Genomic DNA, 21,809 nt, shown 5'->3' with positions numbered 1-21,809 from the left:
TTCTGATAAAGCTCCACTCTCTTCATCCTTCCACCTCCGCACAAAAGCGAAGGTCTAACAGGACTGGCCCTTTTTTATCCCGGTGCTCCGGTCCGGTCCGTGGCCCCTTTTATTCCCGGTGTTCTCAGGCATTGAGGTGATGCCATCGGCAGCGGTGTGCTCTGCCGCCACTCGGTGAGTGAGTGCTGGAAAACGTGTCTTCGCGTTTGGCGGCAGATTCTGAAGAGCCGAGAGCCGAGAGCCGATCACGGCAGGCCTCTCCTCCGGTCCCCGAAGGAGCTTCTTCGCTCATCGGCCTTTGAGGTAATCGTAAGCGGCACCGTCCCCTGTTGGCTCGTCTGTGTGGTTATAGGGGCAGGATTCCAAACGTCGCGAACGCACGCGCGCTCGGATCCGACCTCCACCTTCCGCACAGCGCCCGGAACCTCCTCGCGCACCGTCGTCTTCAGCGAGCGAATGGAATGCGCCTTGCCGACGCCGCGATCAGAGCGTGGGGCACTCGCAAACAGTACTGTTACACAGCGCCGCGCCGCCCTGGTCTCAAAAGCCGCCTGTGCGACACCACTGTGCCACACGGCGATCTTTGAATTTTTTGCAAGATGCTAGCAACTTAGTCCCGCCTCGCGGACCCTGCTGTGCGACAGTTGTGTGCAACAGTTCGGGAGCGACGATCCCTGAAGCGGCTTTTTTCCAACGACTTCAGGGAAGGTGGTGCCCCACAAAGGACAAAGATGGGCACTCAAATCATTGGGAAATTTCCATCAAACGGTAGCGACAAAACTAGGACCTAGGCGGCAGTCTTGCCGTTGCCCGTTGGTTGCGCGGGCCGAGTTCCATCGGCGTAGAACCCGGTTCCGTTTTAGCGACCATTCAATCATGAGTTAGCGAGCTTACCGGTTATTGCGTGATCCGAATATTTTCGACATGCTCGGCCACCCGAGTGCGCAGACGGACGCGTAGATGATCGACCAGCTGCGGAAGCGTATGCGTAGTGAGAGGAAACGGCCGCTGTTGGATCGGCAGCGCTAACTTGACAGTAAGCACACGCTCATCATGAGCCGTGTTGATAGCCACCCTCCCCAGTCGAGCGAGCCATTCCGCCCGTCGCGTCGCTGAACGCACCCGCAACTTGCCCGTGAAAGCCGGGGTGACCTTGTCGTTCACGAACACGCCCATCTCCCACTTCAGTTCGCTGCACTCGCTGTGCCAGCACGCTGTGTCCCGATCGCGAGGAAGATACCGCAACGAGACTTTAGTAGTATTTTTGGCGAGCGCTGCGGTATCGACTTCCCATCCAAGCGCCGCGAAATCGGGGGACAGGGCCAGAAAGGCCTCACGACGCAGGGCGTGCCGACGACGATGCAACGCGCGCAATGCAGACTCGTGTTGCAAGACGAGCAATTGCGCGCCTTCGGTATGGATGCTTTCAAGCGGTCGATCATGCAGCGCTAGGAAATCGATATAGTCTTGGACCGCACCGCTCCCCTTTGCCCCTCGGCTTGCAAATTGCAGCAGCTTCTTCGAGAGCATCTCGTAATCTAGATTGGTCATGGCGAACTCGCTCCCGGCACCGTCTTCGTCCACGCCATCGGGAATTCGTCGGGTCAAGAACACGAGCTGCTGTTGCCAAGCCTGTGCATCTTTGTGGTATGATGAAAAATGTCGCGTAGCCCAGGTAAAATAGCGCGCGAGTTGACGATAACCCTCTTTGGCATTGAACTTGACTTCAATGACGGTGATCGCCCGTGCAACCGGATCGTATACGAGAACGTCCGGGCGGGAACCACGTGGCCCGCTGTCTTGGTCGCCAGTCACCTCGTCCTCAAACAGATCAGCAACGTGTTCGCGCAGCACGACGATGTCCTCGGCGCGGGAACGCGCAAAGATCGGGAACAACGCACGCAAGACATCCGTGCCAAATCCGTGATTTTCGCGTGGGGACAACAGCCAAGCCAGGAAATTGCTGTGCTGCGATTCGTGGGTCATGTTGCCCGTGGCGACGAACATGTTGGGTCGCGAGGCAGCCGCCGAGATCGCCTGGAATGCAGGGTCACCGGCCAAGGCGATCAACGCGTCATCGGGCAGTGCTGATGCGCTGGCATCAGGCCTCCATTTTTTGGTGAAGTTGTCGAGCAGAAAATCAATGATCGGCTGATTGTGATCGTAGAATGACTCGATATCGGTGGGCACCACGCGCTTCTTCCCTCTGTCTCGTATAGACATGAAACTCGTTAAACGGGTTGCATGGCGGCGAGTGTGGCGTGCCTCACCGTTCCCTGCATTGGCGATACTACCGTCTCATGCTGTTCAAAGCGGAGATCCTTCACGATGGCGGCGAAAGCGGCCTCAGCGCTCTCGCCAGCCATCAATTCAGCAATGATATGTTCTCGGAAATCCTGAATGGCCGACGGCAAAAACGACTTATGTTCTAGATAATAGGCAGCCATCATCGCGACGGCTTTGTCCCGCTTGATCTTCGTACGTTTCTGCGTCGATTGGCGCCAAGTCGCAATCTGAAGCGAAAACTCGCTTTCAACCTCACTCCAGTCGAACGCGGCAACCCGCATCTGCTCGGCTTCCGGATTGGTGTAATAGGTATCGGGTGGCACAGACTTACCGGGATTTACGACGAGACACGTCAGGTCCGGATACCCCTTGGCATCGGTGAAAGCGCGCACCGTCTCGAGGCGCCGTCCGACACCGACCGGCACCTGCCGTTGCACGGCAAGATTGTCAGGATGGCGCTCTTGTGTGCGACGGATCAAATCACCGAATGAAACCAGTTCCTTTTCCCGGGCAACCTCAACGAGCACCGGGTAGAACAGCGCAGCGATTTCGACATCAAGTTCGGTCATGTTACCCGCTTAGGCAATGGATCGTTAAAATGGAGTATCAGGCAACAACACGACAAAATCGGTCACACACTCAGCACTGCGGTGTCTTCCTCGCCTCATCTCTCATCGCGCCGCCAGCCTCTCGATCGCGAAGTTGTCGCCCGAAGTGAACAGATGCCCGGACAGTTCGCGAAGGCGCCCGCCCCCTCTGGCGCATCCGTTCATCTGAGACTTTCGTGCCCATGCGTCCTGCCTAACCGGCATTTGGTTGAAGCCTCCCCTAAAAATTTCGGGTTTAAGTTAGGCGAGAACATTCGCAGCTGAATTGCAGGCGGTCCGCTGCAGTCCGCCGTCAGCGACAACGACGGCGTCTGGAATAGACCACGCTATTCGGCCAACACTTCAACAACGCTGCGCCCCCGCGCAACGGGGGTGACGGCGATCTTCACCGGGATGCGCTCCTTCACTTCCTCTATATGGCTGATGACGCCAACCCGCCTTCCAGTGGCGTGCAACTGCTCCAGCATCGCGATCGCAGCCCCCAAACTCGCGCTGTCGAGCGCGCCGAACCCTTCGTCAATGAACAGGCTCTCAATCCGGAGGCCTTGGCCGGTGGACATCTCGGAAAGGCCAAGGGCGAGGGCAAGGCTAACCAGGAAGCGCTCTCCACCTGATAGATTGTGAAGGCCGCGCACTTCACCGGCCAAGTCATGATCTATCACCTGGACGAGCATATCGCCACCGGCGCCCCGCTGGAGTTCGTAGCGCGGTTTCAATTCTGCGAGGCGGACGTTCGCGTGGCCGAGCAGGCGATCAAGCGTGAGTCCTTGTGCGAAGCGACGAAACTTATTGCCAGTGGAGTCGCCGATTAGCGCGTCGAGCCGAAGCCAGACCTGCGCTTCGGCTTGTCGATCCGCATGTTCGGCGCGCAACACGGCAGTGGCGGCGCGAGCGGCGTCGTCTTGGCGGATCACCAGCGCCGCTTCGCCCTCGATCTCACGGGCCTGCGCCTGCTCGGCTTCGGCGTTCGCCAACGCCACGGCAAGCGCATCCGGGAGCAGATCTGGCACATCGGTCGCAATATGCGAAGCGTGATCCTGCGCTCGGGCAGCGTGCTCGGCTTCGGCGCGGGTGACGGCTTCGTCGAGAAGTTCAAGAGCCTTCTGCTCGGCGGCAAGCGAGCCCTCCTCGCAGTGCGCCTCAGCCGCGACGGCTTCCGAAGTGAGGCCCATCCCGTCGAGTTTCGCCGAAAGTTCGGACAATCGGCGGCCCGCCTCTATCTCGTCGGCGCTCTGTGTTTCGCGCCGAGACTGGAGCGAGGCCTCCGCTGCGGCGTACGCCGCGTGTGCGCTGCTCGCGGTAGTGCGCGCCGCTTCGCTCGTGGTCGCTGCGATCCGGAGTGCTTCGTCCAGCCGTCTAGAAACCACAGCGGTTGCCTCACCGCCGAGCAGGGGCGCCCTTTGATCAGTCAGGCATTGGTGCCGCTCGCCGAACTTGGCGACGCTCGCTTCCGCCTGGTCGCGCGCCGCACGGATCTGGGTTCGCGCGAGATCGGCGGCGTGGACAGCTTGAATGAACTCCGGCATTGCCGCAGCGGCCGCTTTGTGCTCCGCCTCATACGTCCGCCACTCCCGCACCAACCTTGCGAGGTTCTCCTGCGGATCACGCGCCCCCGCCCAATCGAAATGCAGGGAAAGCTCAGCATCGAGCGCAGCTCCGAGCCGGTCGCGGCGATCCGACAAGTCGGCAAGCCGGCGCGCGAGATCGGCCTCGCGGGACATGGCATCGCGCTCGGCCTCAAGTGCGGCGAGGCGCACTGCGTCATCGTGATCGCGAGCGGCGCGATGCCGCTCGGCTTCGGCACGGGCATCCTCGAACGCCTGCCGAGCACCCTCAAGCGACGTGCGATACGCATCGGCTTCCGTCAGGCGCTGCGCCAGCGTCGCACGGAATTCAGCAAGGTCAGCACCAAGGCCGAGATTGGCCGCGGCCGTGGCGACTTCTAGCGCAGCCCGCGCTGTTGTTCGCCCGGCGTGCGCCTCAGTCAGCGCCTTGGCGCTTCGCTGCGCCTGCGCCTCAAGCCCAGCGATCCGCTGCCCGGTCGCGGCTTCCCGATCGGCGAGAACCGCCATGCGCCGCTCCTGCTTCCGCACGTCCTCGTCAAGCGCCCCAACCCGCGCGAGATCGTCAGCGACACGCCCTTCGATCAAGGCGGTAACGGCATCGACCTCATGTTCGTGCGACCCGCAGACCGGGCACGGCTCGCCAGGCAGGAGCGTCGCGCGCAACCGCACGGCAGCCTCATCGGCGGCCGCTTCGGAGAGCGCGCTGCTGCGCCGCGCTTCATCGAGACGGGCGCGGATCTGCGGCAGATCCGCCTCGATCTTACCCGCTTCCGAACGGTCGCGCCCCAGCGCCTCCGTTTCCCGTTCGCGATCCAAGGTGATCTGAGCTGCTTCGCGTTCAAGCTGCGCCACGCGCGCGCCGTGATTCTCAACCGCGTCCAGCTTAGGCTCGACCGCCGCTAACGCATCTCGGCGGCGCGTCGCCGCCTCAAGTGCCTGTGGGAGCGGCATGGTCGTTTGAGCCTGCTCGAGCTGTGCCTGGGCTGCGGCATGGGCCCCCGCCGCTGCGGCAGCGGTTTGCTCGGCTTCGGCGCGAGCCTTGCTGCAGTCGACGACCTCTGTAGCGACGACCTTCGCGTCCATCGAGACACGCAAAGCCTGCTCGGTCAGTGCCGCCTGCTCGGCCAAGTCGGATGTCAGCGCCTCGTCGCGGAGCGCAAGCGCGCGGCGCGCCTCGTTCGCCGCGATCCATTCTCCGAGTGCGGCAAGCTCCGCTTCACCGTCCCGACGCTGCTGTTCGGCTGCCTCCCAATCACTCTCGGCTCGGTCGAGGTCCGCAGTTAGCGCGTCCTTGGCCACCTCGAGCGGCGCTAGCTCCGCCGCGATGCTATCGATCTCACCATCAAGTGCACGTGCTTGCTCCAGCACAGGACGTGCGGATTCGAGTGCAGCTTCTGCGCGGCGAAGAGCATTGCTTGCCTCCTGCTCAGCGGTGGCAAGGCGTTCCGCTTCAGCTTGCGCGTGACGTAGTTCCGCTTCAAGTTTCGTTACGTGCTCGGCACCGCGGGCGGCCTTAGTCTTGGCGTCTTCAGCCGCCTTCCATTCGGCGACGAAAGCTGTTGCCGTACGCCGACGCAGCAGCGCTTCACGCCGCGGGCCGGCTTCGGCCTGCGCGGCCCGCGCCGTCGCGAGCGCGGTTTGCGTCGCCGCGACACGTTCCGCAAGCCCTGCCGCGGTAGTGTGCCACTGGCGCTCGCGCTCGAAGCGGGCGAGCTCCTCTCCCGCTAACGCAAGCATCGCTCGCGCCTCGGCGAGTTTCCCCTCGGCATCGGCGCGCGCGACATCATCAAGCCCGCGCTGATCGGCGATGCGCTGCTCGATCTGGGCAAGCCCGACGCGGAGCCCGTCGGCCTTACGCTTCGCCGCGACGCCGAGCTGGGCATAAATGCCGGTGCCGGTGAGCTTCTCAAGCAAGGCGGCGCGATCATTGGCATCGGCGCGGACGAAAGCATCGAACTCGCCCTGCGCGAGCATCACTGCGCGCGTAAACTGTTCTGCCGTGAGCCCGACACGATCGCGGATTGCCTCCAGTGTCTCGGTGCGGGTACCACCGATCCGGTCACCCGTATCGAGATTGCTGAACTCCTGACCGATGTTCTGGAGCGCGCCATCTGCTTTACCGCGAGCCCGCCGTACCGTCCAGCGTGCTCGGTAGCGGACCTGATCGCGCCCGATGAAATCAACTTCGGCATAGCCCTCTCCGGCACGGTGTCGCAATACGGCGCGCTGATCGCTCGCGGAGATTGCTTCGCCGCCTTCAGCACCGACTTGACCGCCGGTAGCATATGCCAGCCGTGGAAGCCGGTTAAACAGCGCTAGGCACATCGCATCAAGCAGAGTGGACTTGCCGGCGCCCGTCGGGCCGGTGATCGCAAAAATGCCTGCCGACTCCAGTGGCTCAGCGGTAAAATCGACTGCGAAATCGCCTTCCAAGCTGGCGAGGTTACGGCCTCGTATCGCCAATATTCTCATGCTACGTCCTCAGACTGAACTTCAATCAGCAGCTGTTCGAACGCCTTGGCGAGATCGGGCTCGGGTTCCCCGCCATGCCGCAGGCGGTGGAGTTCGGTGAATACCTGCTCGTGATCGAGCTCAGCGAGAGCCTCTGTCCGCGCCCCAATAACTCCTCCCCCACCTCCGCCATCGGGGTAGACGGGCTGAACGCGGGTGAGGCGCACCGGCTTGTCGGCGAGGGCGGCAGCCACGCGGGCGGCAATTCCATGCTCAGGACGGTCCAGCAGCACCGACACTTCGACGAACGGCTGCGCGCCGGGGGTAAGAGGCACACCGAAGTCGAAACCAGCGAGCAGCGCCTCGACCTTGTCGATCGACGCTGCGCCGCTCTCGGGCAGCGTCAGAAAAGGCGCCAGTCTCGGGATCGGCACTTCCTCGACGTGCACGCCTTCGGGCGCAAGATCGACCACTGCGATCGAATGCTTATAGCCGCGCTCACTCGCCGACATCGGGAAAGGCGAGCCGGCATAGCGGATCATTGTCGAACCCTTGACGTTTTGCGGGCGGTGGAGATGACCGAGCGCGACATAGGCGGCACGGGCATCGAAAAGGTTCGCGGCTTGCGCCTCCTCGCCGCCGATCACGATCCGCCGCTCGGAATCGGAAGAGACGTCGCCACCCGCGACGTGAAGATGACCAGTCAGTACCAGCGGCAGACCAGCGCAGCGTACTTCAGCGGCCGCCAGCACCTCGCCGTATAGCGAGGTAAGGTCGCCCTGTCCCAAATCGCCCGGTCGACAATAAGGCACCGCCGCTACCCACGCCGCGGTGGTGCCGTCACTTCCAAGCAGCGGCACCAGCAATCGGTTAAAATCGAGTACGCGCTCAATCCGCGGAAGACAGCCGACGAGGTGTACACGGCCACGCCCAAGCAAGGCACCTGGCAGGTTAATCCGCGCTGCTGAGTCATGATTGCCCCCGATCACAACGATCTGGAGGCCCGCGCAGGCCGACGTTGCTTCGCGCAAAAAGCGATAGAAGCGCTCCATCGCTGGCACCGATGGATTGGCAACGTCAAATACGTCACCGGTGACAACCAAAGCGTCAGCTTCGCGCCGGTCAAGCTCCCCGATCAGCCAAGCGAAGAAGGCGTCATGCTCCTCCGCGCGGTCATGGCCGTGGAGTTCGTGGCCGATATGCCAGTCGGAGCTATGGATGATTCGGATGGGGCGTGTTGTCATGAGGTGTGCTGTACCGGGGGAATGCGACAAATCTGGTCGTGAATTGTATTCAAACGACCAGCAGTTCGTTTCTTGGTTCCGTCTTGCAGAGGAAGACAGCCTCAAAAAAGCGCGGTCGGCGCGAACGTTGGGCTATTCACATATAGGCAAACCCAACGAAACGATGCGAGAAAGCCGGGTATGGATATCATCACCACGAGCGACATCGACCGAGAAGAGCTCAAGCTGATCCTGGCTGGAATTGACGGCATAATTACCGATCAGACCCTCATCACATCCAGCTTCGCGGTGGTGCGGATAGAGCAAGGTTAGCTTGCCGCATTGATAGAGGCGTCCATACGCCATCATCTGATAGACATCGGCCTGTGACACGCCCCGCTTGGGATCGTCAATCCGCCCCGCGATCCGCTTCCACTTGGTATCGATCACCTGCAACACGACATCGCCGCGCTTGATCAGGATATCCGGCCGGGTCTGGAAGACCTGCCGCTGGTCTTCGGTTTCGAGGCAATAGAGCCGACCGCCCTGGCTGACTACGCGAACATCGGTATCGGCCAGCGCCCGCTTGAGCATGCGGGCGACATATTCCTCGAACAGCGTGTTCATCTCGAACAGCAGCGAGAAGCCGTCGCTGCCTCCAGCGGACGTGGTCTGGAAGCGTTCGCCCAGCAGCAGGCGCGCCAAGTTTAGCAATTCGCGCCAGCGCCCATTGGTGCGATCGAGCACGACATTGTCCCAATGTAGCGCTGACAACGGCACTTCGGCGATATCGGCATAGGCGAAGGCCAGTTCGCGCAGGCGGCGCTGATTATCGGTGGTGCGCGCTATGCGGGAGAGCCGCATGACCGCGGCTTTCATGATGCGGTTGAGCGCGATATCCGGTGTCAGCGCATCATAGCGGCACGCCAGGCGCGACGGTTCCACCGCCAGCGTCGTGAATTGGCGCGTGACGTCCAGCCGCCCCCGCAATGCAGGCAAATCGTCGGCATGCTCAACATAGCGGCGCGGCATCCCCTGCCGAACGGCATCGACCAGCTTCTCCGAGAAGAGGCGGATGAGGATTTCCAGCAGCGTCTCGCGCTGCCAGTCGAGCGCGGTGACATGCCCGGCGTCGATCTTCAGGTCGAGTGCGACGGCGAGCATGTGGACGAGACGGTGGCGGATGCTACCGTTGGCTCGTTCGCCGTCCTCTCCCGGAATATCAATCTTCGGGAGGATCTCGAGCGCGCAGCCGTTGGCGGCGATGACGCCGACTACGCCGCGGGCACGAAGGGCCTTGCGGCCGTGTTCAAGGATGCCGCCGCCACCGCGACCAGCCAGTGGCGAGGCCGCAGCAACCGCCGCGATCCGATCGGCGGCGTGCGGCTGGATTTCGTCCGTCGCATCACCGTAGCAGATGCTCTCCCATTCGAGGATAGTGCGGTGGATCATGCCGAGACGAAGCCATCATAGGAAAAGCCTTGCTTTTGCGAGCGCACACTCCAGCGATAGCGCAGAGCGGCATCCTCATCGCCGCCCAGGCCCCTGGGCGCCTTCAATCGGCGACGATCGAGGAAGCTGCCTTCCCGATCCCCTTCGCCATCATCGCCGTCGCCCAGCACGGCGGCGACCTTCGCCCAATCCTCGTAGAAATATTCGGCGAGCAGCGGGATCACCTTGTGCCGCATGACCTCGTCCACGTCGCTGCGCGTCACGCAGCGGATGAAATAGGCGTGGCCGATCTGATGCTCGCGATCGAAGAGATATTCGATCCGCTCGTTGATAATAGCTAGTAGCGCAGCGAGGTCGATGCCGTCGATGGTGGCCAGCAATGACGCATCCGGCATCAACTCGCGAAACTCGAACCGGCGACGGAGTGCGGTGTCGAGCAGCGCGATCGAGCGGTCGGCGGTATTCATGGTGCCGATGATGTGCAGGTTGGCGGGAACGCCGAACCGCGCATTGCTGTAAGGCAGAGTAAGCCGCATGCCTTCGTCCATGCCGAGCCGCTTGTCCGCCTCGATCAAGGTGATGAGCTCGCCGAACACCTTGGAGATGTTCGCGCGGTTGATCTCGTCGATGACGAGGACATGCTCCTCCGCGCTGAGCTCGGCCGCCTCTGCCATCTGCCGCAGGATGCCCGGCTGCGCCTTCAATGTGAAGCCGACACCGTCGGCGAGCGGTTGCGGGCGCAGGCCTTCGACGAAATCCTCATAGGCATAATTCTGGTGGAAGGTGACGAAGCCGATCTGTCCTTGACCCTTCAATTCTTCATACGCCTGGCGCAGTTCCTGCCGCCGCTCCGCATCGTTCAGGAGCGGATCGTCCTCGGCGAGCCCCCGGCACAGCCGCACCGCCTCGGCCATCGTGCGGTAGGTCTTGCCGGTGCCCGGCGGACCATAGAGGATAAGGTTGAGCGGCGAGCGCTTGACCGGATCCACCGGCGTATCCTCATCGGCGGTGAGGCGGCCCCACTTCTGCAAGAACCAGTCATAATCCTGGGCCTCGCCGTGGAAGGCGAAGCGAATGAGGCGCTCGGCCATCTCGTTGGTCGGATACACTTCCCAGATCGTCGGCTGGTAGGTGTAGTGATACCATTCCCGCGGCGCCGACGTCGGCTCCCAATCCACCGATATGCGTTCGCCATCGCCATCGTTCGACGTAATCGTGCCGATAGCCTTGATCGACATCACAGAAGCGGGGCGACCGCGATTGTCGAACGGCAGGCCGTTCTTGCGGACATAGGTCGCCTTGATCGCGATACGCTCGCCGGACTGCATGCGCAGCACCTGCTCGCGATGCCGGTCGCTGGGGCTGTCGATTTCCCAAATGCCCTCGGCGATGAAGCGATCGAACTGGTCGCTCGTGCGACCGAAGGAAGCGCCGACGAACCAGTATGGGCCTTCCTGCAGGATTTCGGCCGGGACGTCGGTCGCTTGCACTTCCATCAGCGGAGCCTCTTCTTCGCCTTCCCATTTGTCCTCGAGCGCGACCCACACGAAGCCTTGGACGTCAAACAGATCGGCCGGATTCCAGCCGATTTCAGTGCCGAACAGTGCGAACAGGGCGCGCATGATCTGTAGGAACTCGTCGAGGTCCGTGGGCGTGAATTCGGCATGGGCGAACAGCTTGCGGCCGAAGAGCCGCTGGCCCATCGCTTCGATCCGGCTGATCTTGAACCAGCTCGCGGCCTCGGGATGAACGGTGCCGACGACGCTGATCGTGATCGCCAGAACCTCGCCGCGGCGAAGCCCGGCAATGCCATCGGCTTTCAACTGCTCCAGCGCCTTGGCACCATCGGCGATCGTGGCGAGCGGATCGTCCTCGCTCCGCGCCATGCGGCCGACCGTCTCGTAGAATCGATCCCGCAGATCGACATCGGCTTTCTGAACCTCGTCCAGCGTCCGCCAGCTGAGCGGGGCTCCCTGGCCCTCGACGCTGAGCGCCCGGTAGATCTGCTCGCCGGCCACGCCATCATCGGCGGATGAAGCGGCGACCGACCGGACCTTCTCGATCACCTTGTCCTTGTAGCGACGCTCGGTCGTCCAATAGTCGCCGTCCTGCCGGCGGAAATCCATGAATCCCGTCATCCGCGACAGGAAGGTGTCGCGGAGCACTTTGAACGCCGACCAGTCGATGACGACAAACCCGAGAGCGTCGAGCGCGGTCTTGCACTGGCCGCCACCGGGAAGCGCTTCGCTCCCGATATGGCCCAGCGCATCACGAACGATCACCTTGCTGGGGTAGCGCTTTCCGCGATGGAGCAGCCAGAATTTCGCCGGGTTGCCCAGCCCCTCGTGGCTGGCGATGAACGCCTCGACCGAACCGGCGGCGTCGCACCGTTCGATGGCGGCGAGGATGTCCTGCGCAGTCAGGCCAAGCGCGGCACCATTCTGGTGGAGTGCTGCGGAATCAACGAATCGCTGATAGAAATTCAGCGTCGCGCGGAAATGAGCGAGGCTGTCATAGAGATTGCCATCGACCTCGAACCGCGACGGATTCTCTCGTTTCGCTCTTTCATCGGCCTTCGAATATTGCAGCGCCGTGCGCAGCTTTGCCAGCGTCAATCCGTCCGGCAGATTGTCGAGATCGCCATAGGCTTTTTCTATCCGGCGCACGTCCGTCATCAACGTGCTGATCGTCGTCTTCGAGTATCCCTCGGCTCCCAGCCACGCTTTGAACTCGGCTTCCCTCACCCTTCGCTCCCCTCTTGCACCTTCGCGCTCTTGGCGAGCGGGTTGATGCATTTCAGGTCGATCATGCCAACCTTTCGAGCCAGCCCGCCGAGCGTTGCCGTCGCGGACGACCAAGCCCGCGCCGCTCCACCTTGCATCTGCTCGAACACCCCGGGAAACGCCTGCGCCATCGCACCCGCCACGGCGTCGATCGCCAAATCCTCGCGCTCGTCAAGAACGCCGTCGGCCAGTGCGATTTCGCGAAGGAACTCGACCAGGCTCGCCGCCATGGCGGGTGCGTTGCAATCCGGATTGTCGTGCTGGAACTTGGCGAGCTGGCGCGCCAGATCTTTGATCGACACCTTGGCGAGATTGGCGCGAAGCACGGTCAACGCCTGCTCCACATAAGCGCGCTCAAGCCCCCAATCCGACACGAAGTGATCGATGATCGCCTCGATTTCGCTGGCATCGATCTGGCCGTCAATGTTCGCGATCCGAATGGCGAGCGACCCCATCAGATCCAGCAGCGTCGCGCCAAGGACGTCGATCGGCGTGTTGATGAACTTCGGAATCGTTTCGACGCGCGATCCTTCGAAGCGACCGAACAGATGCGTGACGCCATAATAGGCGCCGGCGGAGCCCAATGCCGCTGCGATGACCCAGCCGATGGGCGTCACCGCCGTCCCAAATCCCAGCAAGGCCATCAGGCCCTTGGGCGCGAAGAACGTCGTCGCCACGATGCGCGACGAGGCGACGGCGGCGCCTGTGCCGCCCCAGCTTCCGACATCCCACAGCTTCAGCAGATTTTTTTTCAGCCGCAGCGAGATGTATGCATGCTCGCCGATGCCGAGCCGCAGCTTGAAGCGGACAGGATCCGCTACCACCCGCTCGACATGCGAAAAGCCCGCCTTGAGAGAGACGTCGTCCGCGCCCGTTTCAACCATTACGTGTTGCCGACGCGAAGTGCCGCTCGAGATCCACGACACGCGCACGAAGCGGGGCATCCTTGAGATCGGCGATTGCGCCAGCGACCAACCCGAAGGCGAGCAGCAGCGGCGATAGCAATGGCCCAAGGATCAGCCCAAGCAGGGGGATCGAGGTGATCAGGGACGACACGACCAATGCCACGATCACACCGAACGTCGTATTTGGAAAACGCCGCACGAGGTCGAAGATGAACGCCAGTATCTGACGGCCCGCCGCGATGACGCGGCCACCGACCTCGATGACGACATCAAGGAGATCATTGAGGAGTGCCTTGGCATCCGCCGAAATCGACAATCGTTCGATCTGATCACGCAGCACTCGCTTCGATGGTGCCGGCTCGAGCGTGAGCATGTTCAACTCGTTTTCCATGAATTCCCCTTTCCCCAGAAGGTGGTCTATCGGTCCAGCAACCGGCGCGCGAGAACGATCATTGCCTCAGTATCGCGTCCACAATAGGCGCGAAGGGCCGCATCCAGTGCAATACGGCGAGCGGAAGTGGTGCCGGCCGCGATCGCCTCGACATAGGCTTCCTGCGCACTGCCGCCGTCTTTCACCTCAAGGCCGGCATAATCCATTTCGGCCGCAATGGTGGGCAGCACGGCCTTGATCGACCAACTGCCGCGCTGATCGCGGTGATACCAGTTGGCGCGGGTGATCGGCAGCAGATCGACGATCCGCGCCACGATGCCGTGGAGCGCGACAGCCAAGTCCGGGAAAGCAGCCGCCAATTCGACGATGCGACCTTTCTCGAAGCTGGCGTTGTACGCGATTACCGCGCCCGTCGGCGGCACCATTTCGATCAGCGCTTCGGCGCACGGGCGGCGCGGATCGCTGCCGTCGAGGCTCAGGAATTCGCGATGGATGATCGTGCCGCCCGCCTCCTCGACATGGGCTGAGAACTGGAACGGCACCTGTTGATACGGCCGCGTCCCGATCCAGCGCGGCACGGCGAAGCCGATCGTCTCGAAGTCGAGCCAAGTGCGCGGGAACGCCCAGTCAGCCATCGCCGCACGGGCGCCATCGACATCGTGATAGACCTCCCCCGACACAGTGGCACGGTGGACACGAGCGTGCATGGCGTTGGTCAGAGCGCCAGGATCGATGGCCAGCAGGTCGTAAATGCCACGCTCTATCCAGCGTTTGCCGCCTCCATGCGGCAGCACCGTCACCGGCCATTCCGGACCAGTTGGAAGCGCCGCGTGGCAGTAGCCTGCAAACTCGCAAGGGAATGGGGTGTCGCAATGCTCGCCCGGCTGCGTCGCGGGCTCGCCGCCTGCCAGCGTCGCCCGCGCGGCGGCGATGGTTGCGCCCCTGCCGGTGATAATCGGCTCAGCAACGGTCATCAGGTCTGTATCGGCGAACAGGCCATCAAGTTCGCCCTCGCGTTCCAGGACGAAGCTGCTGTCGATATGACGGATCGCCGCGCTGCTTATCGATACACCGGCGTTGCGCGCGACCCACAGCTGTGTGGCGATATCGCCGACGTGATAATCCTTGGCCTTGGTCGAACTCTTCACCTCAGCCATGTGCCAGCAACCGGATCCGTTAGGTTCCAGCACGTCGATCCGTACAAGAACGCCATCATGCTGCAACGTCGCCTCGAATATTGGCCGATCATGGCCGCCGTCGAGCAGAGCCTGCGTGGTCACGAGTGCCGCCGCCAGATCCGGGTCGGCCTCGACCATAACGCCGTTCGGCAGCAGCGCGCATGCAATGGCGCCGACTTCGTGACCCGTGGCGAAGCGCGTTTCCGCGCCTTCGTCTTGTTCTGCCAGTTCTGGGCGATGCACCGAAAGCCATAAGCGCTTGGGGCATTGCTCAAACATGGTAATTTTCGATTTTGATAGGCCGAACCGCCGCGACTGCGACGATGAGGTTGGCAGTGTCATTTTGGACCTCCCGACGTTTCAGGGTGGAAGCGCGCGATTGGCGGGTCGGGCAGGAATAAGGTGCAGCGAATCATCACGGTGATTTTTTGCACTCATTTACGACAAATTTGGTCGTGTCGCTGTCGCGACTTCATCTGGCAGCATTGTTCGAGCCAAATGCAGACGTTCGCGCATCGTCGCTACTAACTGCTCCGGCGCTTCGATCACCAATTCACCGCCCCATCCGAACAAATGTTCCGCTAGCTCCCGCATGCCGCCCGACGTGAAGCGGATGCGCAGTTGGCCATCTGCGAGAACCTCGATCTGCTGATGGCGATGGAAGCGCCAGCTACGCGCACGCGTCGCGGCCGACGCCTTCACCCGCAGCACCACATCCTGTTTCTCATCCCGCCAAACAGCGAAGCTCTCCGCCAACCAACTATCAATGTCCCAGTCGTCCGGCGCACAGCCAAGCGCATCGCTCAGCTTAGGCTCGGTCATACGATCCAGTCGAAAATAGACAGGATCGTCATCCCTTCCCGGCAATTTGCCGAGTAGATAGGTCAATGATCCATGGACAAGGCCATAAGGGATCACACGCCGCCAGCGTGGTTCCGGCCGATCTTCGGTCGCGTAGTGAAATTCTATGCAGCACCCCGCAAGGATCGCGCTTTGTACAAGAGTAATGGTCTCCGGATTAACCGATGCGACCGGGCCAGCGGTGACTAAGGTTCGCTGCAGTCGCGCGAGCGCATCCAAATCTGGATCGATCCGCCGCTTCTCGCGATCGTCCAAGGCGCCTTTTATTTTGGTAAGAAGGCTGGCTAGCTGCCCGGCTCGAGCAACACGACCGGCGGCCTTCTGCCCATCTACCTCGGCTTGCAATGCGGCAACTTCTGCGGGCGTAGGTCGGGTGTAGACCCGGCGAAGACTATCGCGGATCAGGAAGCGCTTTCGGCGATCGTCGGTAATTTCCTCAAGGTCGAAATGTCTGGCAATGACATCGCGCATGCGCTCGGCCGTGCGCCTGTTCACATCCAGACGAGCCGCCATATCGTCTAGCGTCAGGCCCTCGGTCGTTTCGGAGAGGGCGTGGACCAGTGCGAGAAGCCGGTCCAGTTTTGCCATGCGATCAGTCATCGCTCTGCCCCCATCATCCGCGCTCTAATTCGCCTTCGCGAGGAGCCCCGCGAATGTCAGGCTTTCAGTAACGTCACGCTCGGAAAGCAATACGTAGGCCCAGGCCTTCCCATCCCCCTCTTCGACAAAGAGATTGGCGTTCTTCACCCAGGCTCGCGCTGCCCGCGCTTTTTCCTGCACGGTCGGATCGTTAAGGTCACGCTCTGCCTTCACCTCAACGATCAGCTTGTGTTCCTGGCATTCAACCACGAAGTCAGGCTCGTATCGACGCCCACGATCATATTCGATGTCAAATTGGCCAGCAGCCGGCCTGAGCCAGCGAAGAACCGCCGACATGTTGTCACTATCGATCATGGCGGCGAAGCATCGTTCCGGATCGGAATCGAACTTGTGGAACTGGTAAGGGCTTTTCTTGGAACCATAAAACATGATGCCCGGCGTCGCCGATAGCGGGCTTGCCGCTTCATTCAGCGGCAAGCGTTTTGACAGGCTGACGCCCATCTGTTGCGGTTTCAGCGCTTTGAACGAGCGCGTGCGCTGCGCCCGATATTCCACGGGTGTTTCACGGTAATGCGTGCGCATCTGCTCGAAAACGAAACGCGCCAATGCCTTACCCTGTTCAAGCGCGACCACCTCGACATCGACCTCGGTGCTCAGATAGGCGCGCAACCGCCCGATCACCTGACCCGCCCACTTATAGAGCTTGTCAGCATGGCTGTCATAATCGACCTCGGGATAATCGATCAGGTAGCGGATGATATAATCCTCCGCCCGTCGCTCACGCGGGCCTGCATCGGCACGGGCCAGTTCGCGCTGGCTATCGTCACGCAGATTCCGGATCAGGATGGTGTCGCTGCTCGGCTGGAAGCGGATGGTGTCGAGTCCGGTCAGATCGAAGTCATCGAACCAGAAGTTGACCTCCCGGCTGGGCAATACCACGATTTCCGGGATTTCGATTGTATTGTCAGCCACCGACGCGGTCACCAGCGCCACAAGTTCCTCAACCTCATCAGTCCCCAGCACGGAATCGAAACTGCCCTGCGCCGCCGCCGTTGCGGCGCGAACGTCCCGCACGATCTCAGCCTGCACCTCCGGCTTGCGCAGATCGCTTAAGCCGCCGGTCAGCGTGCGTTCGTATTTCTCGCGTATGAGCGAAAGAGTTGTATCGACATAGGCGACCTTTTCTAGCGAAGGTGGAACGTAATCTTGCCGTTCTTCAGCCACCTTGGTCGGATCGAGATCGGGTTGCCGCCCGGTAAGCAACGCCTCATAGATGGGTGGAATGGCCACCGCTTCGCGTTCCTCCGGCGTAACGTCACCGCCTTCACCGATCGTGATTTCCTTCAACCGGACGATGGAATCAGGCTCGCGCGCCCGCTTGATCACTTCGTCGAAGCGATCATGTGCAATTACCGTCAGCGTATCCACCGCTTCCACACCCGTTCGCACGCCATAGGGGAGGCGCAGGCCGCGTCCCAGCGTCTGTTCGGTCAGGATTTCCGAAGCCGAGGCGCGCAGCGGAACGATGGTATAAAGATTAGTGACGTCCCAGCCTTCCTTCAGCTTATTGACGTGCACCACGATATCGGTCTGCTGGTCATGCTCAAGTCCGACCAGCCGCTCCATCGCCTCATTGGATTCCTCGCCTGTCTGGTTCGAGTGCACCTCGATCACGCGACCGCGATACGCGCCTGCATGGAAGTCATCGCTCTCCAGATATGCCCGCACCGCGCTGGCATGGGCCGTGTCGCGCGCGACCACCAGCATAAACGGATGGACCTGCGGCCGACCGCTCTGGCGGGCATAAAGATCCAATTCCACCTTCACATGCTCATGATAGGTGATGCCATCGGCGAGCATGATGCGCTCCAGCTCTTCCGGCGCAACGCTGTCAGCGCGGAAATCGGCGCGAGTAGCAACTGCCGGCTCTTTCACGAAGCCGTCAGCCATCGCCTGACCCAAGCCGTAGGAATAGACGACGTTCTTGAAATCCTTGGGCGTCGCACCCACCGTCTTTGGCGTGGCGGTCAATTCCAAGCCCAGCCGAGGGTTCAGTTCGAACACTGCATTTGCCGCAGCTTTGGCGCGATAGCGATGCGCCTCATCCATCAGCATGACAAGATCCGGCAGGCGCGAAAGGTAATCAAAATAACTTTCGCCCAGCGTCTCGCGGAAAGAGCGGATGCGACCCTTTTCCTTGTTGATCTTGTCAACGTTGAAGATGTTGATGATCGCTTCGCCACCGAACAGATCAGACCCGCGGATGCCGCGCCCTTCTTCCCAGGTGTCGCCGGTAACGATGATCGGCGGCGTCTGCGCGAATTCGGCAATGCCACGGAATACATATTTGGCCGACGACTGGCGCGAGAAATCATTGACCAGCTTGTCATAGATGGTTGTGTTAGGAGCTAGAACGAAGAAGTTCTTCGACCGCCCGGTCAGATAGAGCCACGCAATGGCGGCACCCATTAGCCGCGTCTTGCCTACGCCGGTTGCCAGCGCGAAGGCGAGGGACGGGAACGCCCGCTCAAAACTCGCGACCGAGGGGTAGTAAGCCTTCACCTGTTCAAGCAAGGCGATCGGATCGACCTCGCTGTCCCATGCCATCATCCCGGCAATTTCGCCAAGGATCGCTAGCGCCTCTTCCTGCGGCTTGCGCAACGACAGGCGCTGCGAAACCTGGCGGCGGATGCGGTCATCGCGGGTCAGCTCAGCCATTTTTGTGGTCTCCCGCGAAAAGGGTGCCTGCATCGGCGTCACCATCATCGTCTTCGCGTACCGGCAGGGCGGCGACGTTCAGCGAATAATCGTCGCGGCCCCATTCGCATTTGGTGAGGATGCTCGACGGGATCTTACGGCAGGTCAAATTTTCGAACGCGTCAATATTGCCCGAAAAAGCGCGCGCGCAGATTAGCAGCGACCGCTCCGGACCTACTTCCTGCGACAGCAGCCGCAGCGCATCCTGCGTCAGCGCTTGGGTAGTGACATAGAGGAAGTCGGACTCGCTCGAACGGCCATGCCGCCACCATTCGGCCTCGTCGTGCGCGGGATCATAGGTGAAGCCCAGATGTTTGCACATCGCCTGCGCCAGCATCGGCCCGTTATATTCCGGCGCGATGACCCAATTGTTATAGGCGTCGCGTTCGAGTAACGAGGGGGCAAGCGTGAAATAGCGAAAGCCGCCGCCACCCTTCCAGTCGACCGCCTTAGTAATGCCGCCAAGGTCTTCGCCGTCGATCACCTTATTCAAGCGCGGCACGATATGGGTATCGGCTTGATCGCCGATCTCGACCATGATCCAGCGCCGACCCATCTTGTGCGCAACCGCGCCTGTTGTGCCGGACCCGGCGAAGGAATCTAGGATGAGGTCACCAGGATTAGACGTTAGCTCGATGCAGCGTCTTAATAGGCGCTCCGGCTTCTTACCTTTTGGAAACCGCACACCACCCTCGTTCGCAATTCCTTCCCAAGCGATATCGGTCCAGATGTTAGTAAGAAGTCGAGAAGCTGTTCGCTCGCCATCAATCTCGACGACATTCTTCCCGTAGAATATCAGCTGTTGCCCATCCAAGACAAACACATCATCTAAATCACCCTCCCGTTGCATGTGGTGGACAATGCCCGGATTTTTGAGAGATTTTCTTTTCAAATCGACAATTGCTTGACCTGCGCCGGTGTCGCTTATGCTCGCAAGCCTGCATATTCGCGAAGCATTTTCAATAATAAAGGAATTGAACCTTTCAAGCATAGTCCGCGGATGTCTGCTTCGTCCTGGCGGCTGCAGATCGTAAACATCGGCTAGGCTTTCTAAGCGCCATTCGCTGGGCAATGCCTCGGGATTTGAGAGCCATTTCCCATAAGCGTAATCTGGGTCACGCTTCACGCGTCCACTGTTCTCGCTGAATTCGCCTCGATCTCGAGCATACCAGAGAATGTATTCTGACGCCTTGAAGACGCCTGGGTTCACTGTGCTAAAGGCTGATGGCGCCCGAGCTTCAACAGTAAGTCGACTGATGAAGTTTTTCCTTCCGAAAATTTCGTCCATCAATACTTTGCAGTAATCCGCCTCGTTGTCATCCAGATGAACAAAAATAGCGCCGTCTGCAGTCAATAGATTTCGTATTATTTCTAATCTTTGACGCATGAGGGAAAGCCAAATCGAATGCTCCAGACCATCGTCATAATGATCAAAAGCCGCCCCAGTATTAAACGGCGGATCCACATATACGCATTTAATTTTACCCGCGTAATCCTGCTCCAACGCCTTAAGAGCGAGCAGGTTGTCGCCCTTTATCAGCATGTTGTCGAACAGATCACCATCGCGCTTCGTCGCGGCATGGTGGCCGCATTCCGGATGTTCAAGCAGGATGCGGGGTTCCAGCTTCAGGCGTTCTTCCTTGCCGGGCCAGGTGAGTTCGAGCTTCGTTTTTCGTGTCATAATTCAACTTTAACATTAGGTTGCGCCGCTGCGATGCGACGATCCAAATTTGCGATTTCGGCGATCAACGCGCGTCGACGTTCGCCATAGCGGATGAATTTGCGGCTGCCATCCTCGCGTTGGGCACCGCGCCTCTCATGTGCAGATAGTTCTGCCGACAGCTGCTCGCGCTCCATTTTGAGGTCGTTGCAGACGTCGGGGTGATCCGCCTTCCTAATTTTAACCGGGACCACCGGCGGCGGGACGGGTACACTGGGCCTTCGAGCGGCAGTCGTACTGAGCGCCGCTTCGACATTTCGATGGGACGGCGTGCGGTTAGGGTCGAATAGACTTCCGGGCATGTAGGACGAGAAGCGCCGCGACTGCTCGCGCGCCAATTCCCAATCCTCATTGGGGCGCGCTCCAGCCGACCATCGGACGAAGTAGAGCGGCTCAACCGCGACGTTAACCCGCGCCCTTGCGATGAGCACCCGCTCTTCCCGGTCTACGGTCAGGCGCAGTTGTGCACGCCGCCGGGCGAGGCGCTCGGTTATTGCATCGCGCTGATGCTCCATGGCGAGAATTGTTTCCTCCAATATGTCGCGTGCTGCGTCGGTAACGCCGGACATACGTCGCCGACGGCGCAGATCGGCAATCCGATAATCAAGGCCATCAATATCCCGCCGGGCCCGGCCTTCGAGTTCGCCGATTTTGGTAAGAGCGGCGTCCGTCAGTTTCGCAAGCGCGGCATTGTTATCTCTCAACCAGCGCAATTTCAGCTCCCGCGCGGCTTCTGCGAGCAGGTCATCAAGTTCGTCCGGCGGATACTCATCGCATTCGACGGGAAGCGAGCACGCACAGGCCAGTAGGTTGGGCGCCATGAATGTCGGCACGGCTTCCAGATGGTCGTCGCAGGCAGCGACGATCGAGGTCATGCATCCAGTGCCATCGCTCATCACTTCCGCCTCCGCCACGACCAGCCACCCTGAACGCCCCCGAAAGCGTTCCACATGCGTCCACGGTCCATCATAGCTGTCCAGATCGAGCTCGACGCACACCGGTGCCGATCCGAACCCGTACAGCATCGCG

At 61.0% G+C, this 21,809-nt stretch carries 14 protein-coding genes and 1 pseudogene; 1 reads left to right on the top strand and 14 read right to left on the bottom strand.

Annotated features, from left to right (window positions below):
* Nucleotides 1-897: 897 nt before the first annotated feature.
* From C2R25_RS09535 to C2R25_RS09515, 6 genes and pseudogenes are all read right to left on the bottom strand, one after another.
* Entirely contained in the window at nt 898-2,193 is a 1,296-nt protein-coding gene (locus C2R25_RS09535; RefSeq protein ID WP_233203882.1) for a PD-(D/E)XK nuclease family protein, read from the bottom strand.
* A 38-nt stretch (nt 2,194-2,231) separates the two neighbouring features.
* Nucleotides 2,232-2,855: a hypothetical protein gene (locus C2R25_RS09530; protein ID WP_017182142.1), complete on the bottom strand. Its 624-nt coding sequence runs from the start codon at nt 2,853-2,855 to the stop codon at nt 2,232-2,234.
* Between the two features lie 365 nt (nt 2,856-3,220).
* Nucleotides 3,221-3,568 carry an SbcC/MukB-like Walker B domain-containing protein gene (locus C2R25_RS21305; RefSeq protein WP_369825701.1) on the bottom strand — a complete coding sequence of 116 codons (348 nt, stop codon included), beginning with the start codon at nt 3,566-3,568 and terminating at the stop codon, nt 3,221-3,223.
* A 2,715-nt stretch (nt 3,569-6,283) separates the two neighbouring features.
* Nucleotides 6,284-6,922: pseudogene (locus tag C2R25_RS21300) on the bottom strand (AAA family ATPase); the annotation flags it as partial.
* A 5-nt stretch (nt 6,923-6,927) separates the two neighbouring features.
* On the bottom strand, nt 6,928-8,154 hold the full coding sequence (locus tag C2R25_RS09520) for an exonuclease subunit SbcD (protein ID WP_017182140.1): 1,227 nt from the start codon (nt 8,152-8,154) through the stop codon (nt 6,928-6,930).
* 132 nt (nt 8,155-8,286) lie between these two features.
* Entirely contained in the window at nt 8,287-9,372 is a 1,086-nt protein-coding gene (locus C2R25_RS09515; protein ID WP_233203883.1) for an McrC family protein, read from the bottom strand.
* Between C2R25_RS09515 and C2R25_RS20950 the strand changes: the two genes are divergently transcribed.
* On the top strand, nt 9,256-9,606 hold the full coding sequence (locus C2R25_RS20950) for a hypothetical protein (RefSeq protein ID WP_233203885.1): 351 nt from the start codon (nt 9,256-9,258) through the stop codon (nt 9,604-9,606). The two genes, C2R25_RS09515 and C2R25_RS20950, sit on opposite strands and share 117 nt — an antisense overlap.
* On the opposite strand, the gene C2R25_RS20705 is transcribed toward C2R25_RS20950, so the two are convergent.
* The 8 genes from C2R25_RS20705 to C2R25_RS09475 form a co-directional block, all read right to left on the bottom strand.
* The gene (locus tag C2R25_RS20705) at nt 9,582-12,329 is read right to left on the bottom strand and encodes an McrB family protein (protein WP_017182138.1); all 2,748 of its coding nucleotides are present in this window, start codon (nt 12,327-12,329) and stop codon (nt 9,582-9,584) included. The two genes, C2R25_RS20950 and C2R25_RS20705, sit on opposite strands and share 25 nt — an antisense overlap.
* Nucleotides 12,326-13,252 (bottom strand): TerB family tellurite resistance protein, encoded by a 927-nt coding sequence (locus tag C2R25_RS09505; protein ID WP_158250638.1) that lies wholly within the window; start codon nt 13,250-13,252, stop codon nt 12,326-12,328. The genes C2R25_RS20705 and C2R25_RS09505 overlap by 4 nt, the downstream gene beginning before the upstream one ends.
* Nucleotides 13,245-13,664 carry a hypothetical protein gene (locus C2R25_RS09500; protein WP_017182136.1) on the bottom strand — a complete coding sequence of 140 codons (420 nt, stop codon included), beginning with the start codon at nt 13,662-13,664 and terminating at the stop codon, nt 13,245-13,247. The genes C2R25_RS09505 and C2R25_RS09500 overlap by 8 nt, the downstream gene beginning before the upstream one ends.
* 26 nt (nt 13,665-13,690) lie before the next feature.
* Complete coding sequence (locus tag C2R25_RS09495) at nt 13,691-15,121, bottom strand: DUF2779 domain-containing protein (RefSeq protein ID WP_103728957.1); 1,431 nt, start codon at nt 15,119-15,121, stop codon at nt 13,691-13,693.
* 159 nt (nt 15,122-15,280) lie between these two features.
* Entirely contained in the window at nt 15,281-16,303 is a 1,023-nt protein-coding gene (locus C2R25_RS09490; protein ID WP_017182134.1) for a YafY family protein, read from the bottom strand.
* Between the two features lie 24 nt (nt 16,304-16,327).
* A complete protein-coding gene (locus C2R25_RS09485) occupies nt 16,328-19,021 on the bottom strand; it encodes a DEAD/DEAH box helicase family protein (protein ID WP_103728956.1) in 2,694 nt (897 codons plus the stop codon).
* Complete coding sequence (locus C2R25_RS09480; protein ID WP_017182132.1) at nt 19,014-20,741, bottom strand: site-specific DNA-methyltransferase; 1,728 nt, start codon at nt 20,739-20,741, stop codon at nt 19,014-19,016. The genes C2R25_RS09485 and C2R25_RS09480 overlap by 8 nt, the downstream gene beginning before the upstream one ends.
* Complete coding sequence (locus C2R25_RS09475; protein WP_017182131.1) at nt 20,738-21,805, bottom strand: hypothetical protein; 1,068 nt, start codon at nt 21,803-21,805, stop codon at nt 20,738-20,740. Before C2R25_RS09475 ends, C2R25_RS09480 begins: the two co-directional genes overlap by 4 nt.
* Between the last annotated feature and the right edge of the window lie 4 nt (nt 21,806-21,809).

It is taken from the genome of Novosphingobium sp. HII-3 (genome assembly GCF_002916655.1).
Taxonomy (GTDB): domain Bacteria; phylum Pseudomonadota; class Alphaproteobacteria; order Sphingomonadales; family Sphingomonadaceae; genus Novosphingobium; species Novosphingobium panipatense.
This window is presented reverse-complemented; position numbering and strand designations above follow the sequence as displayed.

Excerpts from the sequence above, each read along its gene's own strand:
- C2R25_RS09530 (WP_017182142.1), bottom strand. The coding sequence starts at position 2,855 with ATGACCGAACTTGATGTCGAAATCGCTGCGCTGTTCTACCCGGTGCTC.
- C2R25_RS21305 (WP_369825701.1), bottom strand. The coding sequence starts at position 3,568 with ATGCTCGTCCAGGTGATAGATCATGACTTGGCCGGTGAAGTGCGCGGC.
- C2R25_RS09520 (WP_017182140.1), bottom strand. The coding sequence starts at position 8,154 with ATGACAACACGCCCCATCCGAATCATCCATAGCTCCGACTGGCATATC.
- C2R25_RS20950 (WP_233203885.1), top strand. The coding sequence starts at position 9,256 with ATGCCCGGCGTCGATCTTCAGGTCGAGTGCGACGGCGAGCATGTGGAC.
- C2R25_RS09505 (WP_158250638.1), bottom strand. The coding sequence starts at position 13,252 with ATGGTTGAAACGGGCGCGGACGACGTCTCTCTCAAGGCGGGCTTTTCG.
- C2R25_RS09500 (WP_017182136.1), bottom strand. The coding sequence starts at position 13,664 with ATGGAAAACGAGTTGAACATGCTCACGCTCGAGCCGGCACCATCGAAG.
- C2R25_RS09495 (WP_103728957.1), bottom strand. The coding sequence starts at position 15,121 with ATGTTTGAGCAATGCCCCAAGCGCTTATGGCTTTCGGTGCATCGCCCA.
- C2R25_RS09490 (WP_017182134.1), bottom strand. The coding sequence starts at position 16,303 with ATGACTGATCGCATGGCAAAACTGGACCGGCTTCTCGCACTGGTCCAC.
- C2R25_RS09485 (WP_103728956.1), bottom strand. The coding sequence starts at position 19,021 with ATGGCTGAGCTGACCCGCGATGACCGCATCCGCCGCCAGGTTTCGCAG.
- C2R25_RS09480 (WP_017182132.1), bottom strand. The coding sequence starts at position 20,741 with ATGACACGAAAAACGAAGCTCGAACTCACCTGGCCCGGCAAGGAAGAA.
- C2R25_RS09475 (WP_017182131.1), bottom strand. The coding sequence starts at position 21,805 with ATGCTGTACGGGTTCGGATCGGCACCGGTGTGCGTCGAGCTCGATCTG.